At 60.5% G+C, this 11,230-nt stretch carries 10 protein-coding genes; 3 read left to right on the top strand and 7 right to left on the bottom strand.

The annotated features are described in order from the left end of the window. Positions 1 to 6 precede the first annotated feature (6 nt). The 6 genes from AC13RE_RS15880 to AC13RE_RS15855 all read right to left on the bottom strand — a co-directional run bounded on the left by AC13RE_RS15880 (position 7) and on the right by AC13RE_RS15855 (position 6,441). Positions 7 to 1,086: an ABC transporter ATP-binding protein gene (locus tag AC13RE_RS15880; RefSeq protein ID WP_488484580.1), complete on the bottom strand. Its 1,080-nt coding sequence runs from the start codon at positions 1,084 to 1,086 to the stop codon at positions 7 to 9. Positions 1,087 to 1,130: 44 nt separating this feature from the next. After that, on the bottom strand, positions 1,131 to 2,201 hold the full coding sequence (locus tag AC13RE_RS15875; RefSeq protein ID WP_488563629.1) for a Gfo/Idh/MocA family protein: 1,071 nt from the start codon (positions 2,199 to 2,201) through the stop codon (positions 1,131 to 1,133). A gap of 7 nt (positions 2,202 to 2,208) precedes the next feature. Continuing rightward, the gene (locus AC13RE_RS15870) at positions 2,209 to 3,234 is read right to left on the bottom strand and encodes a Gfo/Idh/MocA family protein (RefSeq protein WP_488563628.1); all 1,026 of its coding nucleotides are present in this window, start codon (positions 3,232 to 3,234) and stop codon (positions 2,209 to 2,211) included. A 73-nt stretch (positions 3,235 to 3,307) separates the two neighbouring features. Then, the gene (locus tag AC13RE_RS15865) at positions 3,308 to 4,192 is read right to left on the bottom strand and encodes a carbohydrate ABC transporter permease (protein ID WP_488484487.1); all 885 of its coding nucleotides are present in this window, start codon (positions 4,190 to 4,192) and stop codon (positions 3,308 to 3,310) included. Further along, positions 4,185 to 5,096 (bottom strand): carbohydrate ABC transporter permease, encoded by a 912-nt coding sequence (locus AC13RE_RS15860; RefSeq protein ID WP_488563702.1) that lies wholly within the window; start codon positions 5,094 to 5,096, stop codon positions 4,185 to 4,187. Before AC13RE_RS15860 ends, AC13RE_RS15865 begins: the two co-directional genes overlap by 8 nt. Before the next feature lie 61 nt (positions 5,097 to 5,157). Next, positions 5,158 to 6,441, bottom strand: coding sequence for an ABC transporter substrate-binding protein (locus AC13RE_RS15855; protein ID WP_488563627.1), 1,284 nt, complete (start codon positions 6,439 to 6,441; stop codon positions 5,158 to 5,160). A 180-nt stretch (positions 6,442 to 6,621) separates the two neighbouring features. Here AC13RE_RS15855 and AC13RE_RS15850 point away from each other — a divergent pair, with 180 nt between their 5' ends. The 3 genes from AC13RE_RS15850 (at position 6,622) to AC13RE_RS15840 (ending at position 10,565) form a co-directional block, all read left to right on the top strand. Continuing rightward, entirely contained in the window at positions 6,622 to 7,317 is a 696-nt protein-coding gene (locus tag AC13RE_RS15850; protein ID WP_488563626.1) for a TetR/AcrR family transcriptional regulator, read from the top strand. A gap of 443 nt (positions 7,318 to 7,760) precedes the next feature. Next, a complete protein-coding gene (locus AC13RE_RS15845; RefSeq protein WP_488563625.1) occupies positions 7,761 to 9,182 on the top strand; it encodes a mandelate racemase in 1,422 nt (473 codons plus the stop codon). A gap of 120 nt (positions 9,183 to 9,302) precedes the next feature. Beyond that, positions 9,303 to 10,565 (top strand): Gfo/Idh/MocA family protein, encoded by a 1,263-nt coding sequence (locus AC13RE_RS15840; RefSeq protein WP_488563624.1) that lies wholly within the window; start codon positions 9,303 to 9,305, stop codon positions 10,563 to 10,565. A 30-nt stretch (positions 10,566 to 10,595) separates the two neighbouring features. On the opposite strand, the gene AC13RE_RS15835 is transcribed toward AC13RE_RS15840, so the two are convergent. Continuing rightward, complete coding sequence (locus AC13RE_RS15835; protein ID WP_132720073.1) at positions 10,596 to 11,183, bottom strand: transglycosylase SLT domain-containing protein; 588 nt, start codon at positions 11,181 to 11,183, stop codon at positions 10,596 to 10,598. Between the last annotated feature and the right edge of the window lie 47 nt (positions 11,184 to 11,230).

Raw genomic sequence — 11,230 nt, 5'->3', positions numbered from 1 at the left:
ATGCTCCTACAAAGTCATCCCATCCGGCCCGAACAAATGGCAACGCTCGGGATCGATGTGGATGCTGACTGTTTCGCCGGCGCGGATCGCCTGCTGATCTTCGAGCGCGACCGTCAGTGCCTGGCCGCCATGCAGTGTGACGTAGAGGATTGTCTGCCCGCCGAGGTGCTCGACGAGATCGACGCGGGCATTGCCGAGCCCTAAGCCGCGATCGCCGACGTTCAAATGTTCCGGGCGCGCGCCAAGTGTCACGGGCTGTCCGGGCTGGAGACCACCGAGCCGGCGCGGCAGGCGTACGGTCTGGCCGGCGAGATCGATGACGGCGGAGCCGTCGTCGGAAGCGACGATCTTCGCATCGAGAAAGTTCATTTTCGGCGAGCCGATGAAGCCGGCAACGAATTTGTTCTTCGGCCTGTTGTAGAGGTCAAGGGGAGCGCCGACCTGCTCGATCTTGCCGCCATTGAGCACGACGATCTTGTCGGCCATGGTCATGGCTTCGGTCTGGTCGTGGGTGACGTAGATCATGGTATTGCCGAGCCGCTGGTGCAGGCGGGCAATCTCGACGCGCATCTGCACGCGCAGTTCGGCATCGAGGTTCGAGAGCGGCTCGTCGAAGAGGAAGATGTTGGGCTCGCGCACGATGGCGCGGCCGATGGCGACGCGCTGGCGCTGGCCGCCGGAAAGCTGCTTCGGCTTGCGTTGCAGCAGCTGCTTGATCTGCAGGATCTCGGCCGCCTTTTCGACGCGCGGCTGGATGTCCTGCTTCTTCATGCCCGCGGTTTCGAGGCCGAAGGCGAGGTTCTTGTAGACGGTCATATGCGGATAGAGCGCATAGGACTGGAAGACCATGGCGATGCCGCGCTTGGAAGCGGGTACATCGTTCATGCGGCTGCCGTCGAGATAGAGCCCGCCGCCGGAAATCGGCTCCAGCCCGGCGATCATGCGTAGCAGCGTGGACTTGCCGCAGCCGGAGGGACCAACGAAGACGGTGAATTCCCCCGGCTCGATTTCGAGGTCGATCCCGTGAACCACCTGAAGCTCGCCATAGCGCTTGATAACCTTCTGCAGCGATACGCTTGTCGCCATGGGCGCTTCCTCCTTCTTGGTTCCGATGGCTCGCGAGGCAACGTTCATGACGGCCTCCAGCTCTTGTATTTCTTGGCTTCCGGCCCGACAGGGAAGCGGACTTCGGTGCGGGTTTCCGACGATTCATAGAATGCGGTGACCAGTTCCAGCGCCTGGCGGGCATCGACTGTGGTTACCGGCAGCGGTCCGCCGGACACCAGCGCGTCGTGGAACAGCCTCATCTGCGTGTTGAAACGGTTGGGGATCGGCGACCAGTCGGCGAGCAGCGCATCGATCTTCGCGCCGATCTCGTCATTGGCGGGAATGATCTTCCAGGGGTCCTGGCCGGGGCTGTAGGGCTCGTGGTTGCTTTCGATCAGGACGTTTTCGAAGGCGAGGCGCAGGCGGCTGATCTGCTCCTGCGAGCCGAGCGTCGCGCTGATGGTGGCGAGTGCACCGTTTTCCATCAGCAGGCTGGCGCTGGCGCAATCCTCGACCTCGATATCGTTGACGCGGGTGGCGACGCGGCCGAAGAGGCCCGCGATCGGCCCCATTAGATAAGTGAGCATATCGTGCAGATGGATGGAGTGCGTCATCAGAACGCCGCCGAGTTCGGTGTCCCACTTACCGCGCCAGGGGACCGCATAATAGTCGGCGCCGCGCACCCAATGCGTCTCGGACGTCGCTACATAGGCCTTGCCAGCGATGCCTGAAGCGATGATGCGCTTGGCCTTCTGGATACCGTCGCCATAGCGATACTGGAAAATCGGCATTAGCCGCCCTTTGGCCGTCTTTTCGGCCTCGATGACCGCATCGACATCGGCCAGCGATCCCACGAGCGGCTTTTCGCAGACTACATGCTTGCCGGCGGCAAGCGCCTGCATGATCAGCTGGAAATGCGAGCCGGGCGGCGTACAGATATCGATGATGTCGATATCGGGCATGTTGAGGACTTCGGAGAAATCCTTGAGGCGTCTCGCGATGCCGAATTCATCGCCGACCGTGTTCAGGCGTTCGTCGTTGAGATCGCAGAGAACGGCGACCTCGAAACGGTCCGGATGCGGCAGATAGCCTTCGACAATGTGGGAGCGGCCGATGCCGAGGCCGATGATCGCGACTTTCTTGATGTCGGACATGTCGCAATTACCTCTGAATGTTCTTGAGGGATGTTGCCTCGGCGAGCGCCTGCGCCTTCAGCGCCAACTCCATGGCCTTGAAGCAATGTTCCTGGCCCATGGCCGTTTCGGTGCGGTCTCTTATGTCGGCTACGAGCTGGCGGCCATAGGGCAGCTCCACTCCGCTGCAATCGATATGCTGCATGCCCTTGCGGTCGGTGAGGAAAAGGTGGTCGGTGCCGGGCCGGCCGGCGACGTCGATATATTTGCGCAGCTCGATCGTCCCTTCCGTGCCGACGATGAACAAGCGGCCGTCGCCCCAGGTGGAAAGCCCGTCCGGCGTGAACCAGTCGACACGGACATAGCCCGTCACATCAGGCGTCCTCACATGGAAATCGCCATAGTCCTGCAGGCCCGGTGTTTCCGGATTGGCGCGATTGGACACTGTGGCCGACAAGACCTCTGCTTCGAGCGAGTTAGCGAAAAACAAGAACTGCTCGCATTGATGCGAGGCGATGTCGGCGATGATGCCGCCATAGCGCTTGCGGTCGAAGAACCAGTCCGGCCGGGTCGGCTTGCGCAGACGGTGCGGTCCGAGGCCCGTCGTGTGAATGACCTTGCCGATGGCGCCGGCCTTGACCAGCTCACCGGCCTTGACTGTCGATGCCGTTTCGAAGTGCTCGGAGTAAAGGATGGAGACGATACGCTTGGTCTCGGCCTGTACCTTTTTGACGTCTGCCAGCTGATCCAGCGTCACCATGCCGGGCTTGTCGAGCATCACGTCCTTGCCGTGGCGCATGGCCTCGATGGCAAGGCCGGCGCGCTCGCTGGAAATCGCGGCGCTGACGATCAGCGCGATGGAGCTGTCCTCGAGGATTTCCCTTTTGTCGACAACGCGTCGTGCCTGCGGGAAACGCTCGGCGAAGACAGCGGCAAGATCGTCTTCCACTGCGTGGAAGGCGACGAGTTCGGCGCCGGCCCGCAGCATAACGTTGACCTGCCCGTAGATATGATCGTGATTGAGGCCGATGGCGGCGAAGCGCAGCGCGCTCATGCGACATTTCCTTTCGTGGGTTTGTTGGTTCGCAGCCCCAAATCTTGGGTATTCGGGACTGCTGGGTTCATAATCAGCGTTTGAGGCCGGCGGTCGCGATGCCGTCGATCAATAGCCTCTGGAAGAAGAGGAAGATCAGAAAGACCGGGATCAGCGACAGGCTCGACATGGCAAACAGGCTGCTCCAGTCGGAACTTCCGGTGGAATCCACGAAGGAGCGCAAGCCGAGTTGCACTGTGTAGGTATTGATATCGGAGAGATAGATCAGCGGCCCGAAGAAATCGTCCCAGGTCCAGATGAAGGAGAAGATGGCGGCCGTTGCCAGAACCGGAAGCGACAGAGGCAACATGATGCGCCAGTAGATGCGCCATGGGCTGCAGCCATCCATCATGGCCGCCTCGTCCAGCTCGCGGGGAATGCCGCGGAAGAACTGCACCATCAGGAAGATGAAGAAGGCGTCGACGGCGAGGAATTTCGGCACGACGAGTGGCAGCATGGTCTTCACCCAGCCGAGCTTCAGGAAGAGAATATATTGCGGGATCAGCGTGACGTGATAGGGCAGCATCAGCGTGCCCAGCATCAGCGCGAACCAGAAATTCTTGCCCCAGAAGTTCAACCGCGCGAAGGCGTAGGCCGCCAGCGAGCAGGAAATCACGTTGCCGATGACCGACAGCACGGCGATGAGGGCTGAATTCCAGACGAATTTGCCGAAGGTAACCTGGCCGCCGAACCAGCCGCGGGCATAGGAGCTGAAGTCGAATTGCGAGGGGATCAGCGAGGCCGTGCCGAAGATCTCGTTCTGGTCCTTGATCGAGCCTGAGAGCATCCACAGCAGCGGATAGAGCATCACGATCGACGCGGCGATGAGAGCGGCGTGGATGAGGATGGAGAAGAACCACGGGCGCTCGCGCGGGGGTTTCATGTCCTCGGCAAAATGGGTGAGCTTCGCGTCAGTCATCGTAGTGGACCCAATAACGAGCGGAGAGGAAGGAGAAGGCGGTGAAGATTGCGATGATGATCACAAGGATCCAGGCCAGCGCCGAGGCATATCCCATGCGGAAATAGCCGAAGGCTTCCTGGTAGAGGTAGAGCGTATAGAACAGCGTCGAATCGATCGGCCCGCCCGTGCCGGAGGAAATCACATAGGCCGGCGTGAAGGCCTTGAAGGCATCGATCGTCTGGACCACGGCATTGAAGAAGATCACCGGTGTCAAAAGCGGCAGGGTGATCTTGAAGAAGATTCGCGCCTTGGAGGCGCCGTCGAGGCTGGCGGCCTCGTAGAGATCGGTCGGGATCTGGCGCAGGCCGGCGAGGAAGATGATCATCGGCGAGCCGAACTGCCAGATGGCCAGAATGATGAGCGTATGGAGCGAATAATCGGGATTGGAGATCCAGCTCGGCCCGTTGATGCCGAAGGCGTACCAAAGCAGGGTGTTGACGATGCCGTCGGCATCGAAGATCTGCCGCCACAGCACGGCGATCGCGACGCTGGAGCCGAGCAGCGACGGCAGGTAGAAGATGGCGCGATAGACCGGGAGGCCCTTGATGCCGCGGTTGAGCAGCAGCGCCACCAGCAGCGCGAAGGCGAGCTTCAGCGGCACCGAACAGACGACGTAGAACAGCGTCACCTTCATCGACGACAGAAATTTGTCGTCGGCCGTCGCGATCCGCACGTAGTTCTCCATACCGACGAGGTTTGGCGACTGCAGCAGATTGTAATCGGTGAAGGAGAGATAGAGCGAGGCGATCGCCGGGCCGAGGGTCAGTCCGAAGAAGCCGATGAACCACGGCAGAAGGAAGAGATAGCCGGGTGCGTTCCGCGCGAATGCGCTCGGCGCCTTATAGGCGGTTTCCACGCGCAACGGCGCGCGCGCGCCGACGGTCAAGCCGCCGGCAACGCTCTTGCTGTTTGTACCCACGGTGTCAGCCTCGCGTGATGTTTGCTGCTGCCTGTTCGGTGAACTTGGTGCCAGCGTCCTGTGCGCTGGTTTTGCCGAAGGCCACCTCCTCGGCGATCTTCTTCAGCAGGAATGCATTCTCGCCAGCGCCGTTCGGCGGGGATGGCGGCAGTGGGCCGACATGCGGCGTCAACCGGCCGATATAATCGACCACCTGTTTACTAACGGGATCCAGATCCGGCGTCAGGAGATCGCGGATCTTTTTTGAAGGCGGAACGCCGCGCTCGACTCCGAGTGCCTTCGTGCCTTCCGGGTCTTCGACCAGGTAGTTGACGAAGGCGACGGCGGCATCCTTGTTCTGGGATGTTGCCGAAACCGACATCAGCATCGACGGCTTCAGATACTGACCGGGCTTGCTGCCCGGGTTGCTCGGATAGGCGACTAGGTCGAGCTTCTCCTTGACCAGGCCCTGAATGGCGACGAACTGGTTGGAATGGGCGTAGCTGACCGCTGCCTTCTTGGTCACGAGCATGTCGGTTTCGAGGGTCTGCTGGTCCAGCGCCTGAACGTCGGCTGGCGTGCAAGCGCCGATCTCTCGCATATGGCCCCAGAAGTCGAACCATTCGGTTGCGTCCTTGGCCTCGAAAGCCAGCTTGCCGTCGGCCGTATAGAGCGCCTTGCCGCGCTGGCGCAGCCAGCATTCGAAAGCCGGTTCGCCGCCACTTGCGTCCGCCGTGCCGTAAAAGCCGCGGCGCTTCTTGGCAGCCGTGACCTTGGCGCAGGCATCGCCGAGCTGCTCCCATGTCATACCGTCACGCGGCGGCTCGACGCCGGCTTGGTCCCACGCGGCCATATTGACGACGACCATCGAGGAGTTCACGCCGAGGCTGACGCCGTAAATCTTGTTGTCCACCTTGCCGGAATCGATGTTCGCCGGGCCGAAATCCTCGATCTTCAAGCTCTTGCCGAAATAGGGCGTCATGTCGAGCAGCGCGCCGCGGCGGGCATATTCGAAGATGTAGCGATAATCCATCTGGATGAGGTCGGGCGCATTGCCGCCCCCGGTCTGGGTGGCGAGGCGCGTCCAATAGCTGTCCCAGCCGAAGGATTCGCCGGCGATGGTGATATCCGGGTTCTTGGCCTGATAGGCCTTTACCGCTGCAAATGTCCGGTCGCTGCGCTCCTTCGACCCCCACCAAAGAAGGCGCATGGCGGTTGCCGCATTGGCGCGGGAAAGTCCGATACTGCTGAAAGCAAGTGTGGCTGCCATGCCGGCAAGCAACTGCCGGCGGTCGATCGTCAACGTCATCCTGGTCTCCTCCCCAGCGAACCGATGATTTACGAACTGCTTTGCATGATATAACTATTTGGTTACAAGTTGGATAGAAACGCGACCGCTGTCAAGCGCCAATCGCGCGGCAATCAAAACGATGCATGCCGGAACAGGCAGCGTCCGTCGCTAATGCTACCATTCGGAAGGAGATCGTCCATGGCGGGCAGGGCGAGACAAGAGACTGAAAATAAAGCACAAGCGGATGCCGGCAAGACCATGGACAAGCGGTCGAGAAAAGCATCGCGCAATCCGCAGCGCACCCATGCCACGATCCTGGACGCGGCGACGGAAGAATTTGCCGCGCATGGTTTCGGCGGCGCCCGGGTGGATGCGATCGCAGCGCGGGCACAGACCAATAAGCGGATGCTCTATCACTATTTCGGCGACAAGGAGGGGCTCTATCTCGCGGTGCTGGAGGCGAGCTATGCGACAATCCGCAATGCCGAAAAGCAGCTGGATCTGGCGCATCGTCATCCAGAGGAGGGGATGCGGGAGCTGGCCTTGTTCACCTGGCGGCATTTCCTAGCGCATCCTGAGTTTTTGAGCCTGCTTGCCACCGAAAACCTGCATCACGCGCATTATCTGCAGCGCTCCGATAGAATCTCGGCCATGCATTCGCATCTGATCGACGAGCTTTCCGATGTGCTGCGTCGCGGGGAGGCGCTCGGCATTTTCCGGCGGGCAGTCGATCCGATATCCGTTTATCTCACGATCGCGGCGCTCGGTTTCTTCTATCTGTCGAACCGCCATACGCTGTCGACGATTTTTGCACGCAAGCTGACGGCCCCGGATGCGCTGAATGAGTGGGGTGAGCACATCGTTGCCGTCACGCTCGCTTCGATCCGCGCATAGTGCTTGGCAGTGCGGCGGTTTCGAGAAATTTTCAAAAGGCGATTGACAAGGCCGGAGGTAACGCGCGATCTTGTAACCATATGGTTACATTGCTCGGCCGACCAAGCGTTTGCTTTTCCTGATTCTGGAGGGAATCGGGCATGGAGGAAAATCATGAAGTCTGTCGTACCGACACGATTATCCCCTGCCACAGGGCGATGCGATTGGCTTGCGGTAAACTGCTTCTGCAATGAACTGAATAGCCCCTCACCCCAGCCCTCTTCCCGTTGAAACGGCGAGAGGGGGCGACAGAGCAAACCAACTCGCTATCTCAATTTCGGGCTGGATATAGACTGGAAGACTCCCTCTCCCCGCTTGCGGGGAGAGGGCTGGGGTGAGGGGCCATGCATGCAATGCGTACACGAATAGACTTGCCTGACCCATAACAGGAGCCGACCAGCATCATGACCGATCCATTGAAAATCAGGCTTGTCGAGGCCGAGACATTCGAGCGCCCGGTCAAGCTGCGGCTTCCCTTCCGTTTCGGGGCGGCGACCCTGCGGGAGGCGCGGCAGATTTTTCTGCGCGTGCGCATCGAAGATGCACAGGGACGGTCAGCCGAGGGCATGGCGGCCGAGCTGATGGTGCCGAAATGGTTCGACAAATCGCCCGAGCTTTCTAACGCCGACAATGAAAATCAGCTGCGACGTTCGCTGGCTCTGGCGCTCGATTCCCTGAGAGGCGCGGGTGCGGGAACAGCTTTTGGCCTGCATGCCGCGGTCGAGGCCTCGCATCATGCGCAAGCAGCGGCTGAGAAACTGAACGGGCTTGTCGCATCCTTCGGCCTGGCGCTTGCAAACCGGGCTGTTCTCGACGCGCTCTGCCGGCTGGAAGGGCTGACGGTCGCGAGAGCAATCAAGGCGAACCGCATCGGTATCGATGCCTCCACCGCGCGCGATCTATCGGGCTTCGATCTCTCAGGTTTCCTTTCGACCCTGGAACCGGCCGCACGCCTTGCCGCCCGCCATACGGTCGGTCTGGTCGATGCCATCGTATCAGGCGATATTCCGGCAAGCGAGCGTCTGAATGACGGTCTGCCGGAGACTTTCGAAGAGGCGATCGACGCCTATGGCCTGACCTTCTTCAAGGTCAAGGTTTCGGGAGCGCCCGAGGCCGATATCGATCGTCTCTGCCGCATCGCTGCCGTTATCGATGCCAAGGTGCCCCGCTATTCAGTGACTCTCGATGGCAACGAACAATTTTCATCTGCCGAAGCGGTTGCCGATCTGCTCACCCGGGTGAAGGAGGAGCCGAGGCTCGCGCCCTTCGCCTCCTCGATCCTGTTTGTCGAGCAGCCGATCGCCCGCGCCCACGCTTTCGAGAAGCCGGTGAAGGCGCTGGCTGCCTTCAAGCCGGTGGAAATCGACGAATCCGATGCCGATATCGATGCCTTCGTTACGGCGAGGGGGCTCGGCTATACCGGCATATCCTCGAAATCCTGCAAGGGTTTCTATCGCTCGCTATTGAACCGTGCCCGCGTCGCCAAATGGAGCGCCGAGGACGGTATTCCCTATTTCATGTCGGCGGAGGACCTGACGACGCAGGGCGGCCTTGCCGTGCAGCAGGATCTGGCGCTCGCTTCCCTCATCGGCATGACGCATATCGAACGCAACGGTCATCACTACGTCGACGGCATGGCCGGCGCGCCGGAGGCGGAGCAGGCTGATTTCGCCGGGGCGCATTCCGATCTCTACCGCGTCAGCAATGGCCGCACACGATTGCGGATCGAAGCGGGGCAGCTTGCGATCGGCTCGGTTATCCGTGCGATCGGTCTCGGTTCGTCGGTCGCGCCAGACTGGACGGCAATGGAGAGGTCGCCGACGTAGGATTTTGGCCATGGTCACGAGGGTTTCATGTCGCTGTCCGGTCCTCGTGCCTGTCCCCTCACCCAGGTAAATTCAGGCCTCAGGGCCTATCATCGCTGTTTGCAGATTGTGGAGGAGCAGATGCAGTCATCGAGGAAACGTTACGTTCTGGTCGGCACGGGAAATCGTGGCGCGACCATGTGGGGCAAGGATCTTGTGGAGCGCTGGAGCAACGAGGTCGAACTCGTCGCGGTCTGCGATCTCAATGCCATGCGGGCGAAGCGGGCGCTCGACTATATCAGCGCATCGGTGCCTATCTATACCGACTTCGACGAATTGCTGCGGACGGAAAAGCCGGATCTCGTCATCGTCTGCACCCGCGATTCCACCCATGACGATCTGATCGTCAAGGCGATGGAGGCCGGCGCCGATGTTATCAGCGAGAAGCCGATGACGACGACCGTCGATAAGATCAAGCGCATCCTCAATGCCGAGGCGCGCACCGGCAAACGGCTGGATATCTCCTTCAACTATCGCTTTGCGCCGACCGCTGCGAAGATCAAGGAGCTGATCAATTCGGGCGTCATCGGCGATGTCACCTCTGTCGACTTCCATTGGTATCTCGACACCAGCCATGGTGCCGATTACTTCCGCCGCTGGCATGCTTACGTCGAAAATTCCGGTAGCCTCTTCGTTCATAAGGCGACGCATCATTTCGACCTTTTGAACTGGTATCTGGATTCCGATCCGGAAACGGTCGCCGCCTTTGCCGATCTCAAGCATTACGGCCGCAAGGGTCCGTTCCGCGGCGAGCGCTGTCGAAGCTGTCGGTACAAGGACGAGTGCGACTATTATCTCGACATCAGCGAGACGCCGCTGCTCGAAAGCCTCTATGAGGATCCGTCGACCGTCGATGGCTATGTCCGTGATGCCTGCGTCTTTCGCGAGGATATCGATATTCCGGATACGATGGTTGCTTCCATCCGCTATCGCAACGGCGTCAATGTCTCCTATTCCCTTAATACCTATATGCCGATCGAAGGCCATCATATCGCCTTCAACGGTCACAAGGGGCGTATCGAGCTCCGGCAGTATGAGAAGCAGAACTGGACGACACCGCCGGCGGACGAGATCGTCGTCATGAAGAATTTCGGCGATGTCGAGCGGATATGGGTGCCGCACTCCTCAGGCGGGCACTATGGCGGCGACGACCGGCTGCGTAACATGCTCCTGCGCTCCGGTCCGAACGACGAGCTCAAGCAGCGCGCCGGCTCGCGGGCAGGAGCGATGTCGGTCCTCTGTGGCATTGCCGCGCTGCAGAGCAGCCGTACAGGTCAGCAGGTATCCGTGGCCGACATCTGGGGCGAGGATGGCGGGTTGAATTTGCTGGAGCCGCGGCCTTAAGGCCGCGGCGTTGAGCTTCTCGTTTTGAGATCAGCTGCAGCTCGGCAGTTGCTGAGCGTAGATCCGTGTCATACCGTTGAAGCGCTTGGCGCCGGCGAGAGCGGTCGAATTGCCGCGCCACGATCCCTGTAGGTAGCCCTTCGGGCCTGAGTAATAAGCGAGATAGAGATCGTAGGAATTATTCAGGGCCACGCCCGTCTGCAGATGGGTCTGGTAATGATACCAGCCAACGAAGTCGATGGCGTCGGCGAAATTGGTGCGGCTTGCCGTCCAGTTGCCTGTCTCGCGCTTGTACTTGTCCCACGTGCCGTCAAGCGCCTGTGAATAGCCGTAAGCCGTCGTCGGGCGCTTCCAGGGAATGAAGCCGAGCAAATAGCGCCGCGGCGGACGGGCGCGGGGCCGGAAGCCGGATTCGGTATAGATCGTCGCCATTAGGATCGGCACCGGCACGCCATATTTGCGTTCCGTGCGTTCGGCAGCTCGCTGCCAGTTGTTGAACCAGCCATCGCGCTGGTCGAAGATCGCGCAGATGTTGCGCGTGCGCGACGGTGCGGTGGCACAGCCTGCCAGCACGCCAAGCAGCATTACGGCCAGAATGGAAAGGACGCGGGTACGCATTACTAGAACCTCTTCATTGCTGCGCCGTGCGTCTTTCAGTGGCACGA

The sequence above is a fragment of the Martinezella sp. CNPSo 3959 genome (genome assembly GCF_057784355.1).
This window is presented reverse-complemented; position numbering and strand designations above follow the sequence as displayed.

What these genes read in the sequence shown, in the direction of transcription:
- AC13RE_RS15880 (WP_488484580.1), bottom strand. Translation starts at nt 1,086, where the DNA reads ATGGCGACAAGCGTATCGCTGCAGAAGGTTATCAAGCGCTATGGCGAG.
- AC13RE_RS15870 (WP_488563628.1), bottom strand. Translation starts at nt 3,234, where the DNA reads ATGAGCGCGCTGCGCTTCGCCGCCATCGGCCTCAATCACGATCATATC.
- AC13RE_RS15845 (WP_488563625.1), top strand. Translation starts at nt 7,761, where the DNA reads ATGACCGATCCATTGAAAATCAGGCTTGTCGAGGCCGAGACATTCGAG.
- AC13RE_RS15840 (WP_488563624.1), top strand. Translation starts at nt 9,303, where the DNA reads ATGCAGTCATCGAGGAAACGTTACGTTCTGGTCGGCACGGGAAATCGT.
- AC13RE_RS15875 (WP_488563629.1), bottom strand. Translation starts at nt 2,201, where the DNA reads ATGTCCGACATCAAGAAAGTCGCGATCATCGGCCTCGGCATCGGCCGC.
- AC13RE_RS15850 (WP_488563626.1), top strand. Translation starts at nt 6,622, where the DNA reads ATGGCGGGCAGGGCGAGACAAGAGACTGAAAATAAAGCACAAGCGGAT.
- AC13RE_RS15865 (WP_488484487.1), bottom strand. Translation starts at nt 4,192, where the DNA reads ATGACTGACGCGAAGCTCACCCATTTTGCCGAGGACATGAAACCCCCG.
- AC13RE_RS15855 (WP_488563627.1), bottom strand. Translation starts at nt 6,441, where the DNA reads ATGACGTTGACGATCGACCGCCGGCAGTTGCTTGCCGGCATGGCAGCC.
- AC13RE_RS15835 (WP_132720073.1), bottom strand. Translation starts at nt 11,183, where the DNA reads ATGCGTACCCGCGTCCTTTCCATTCTGGCCGTAATGCTGCTTGGCGTG.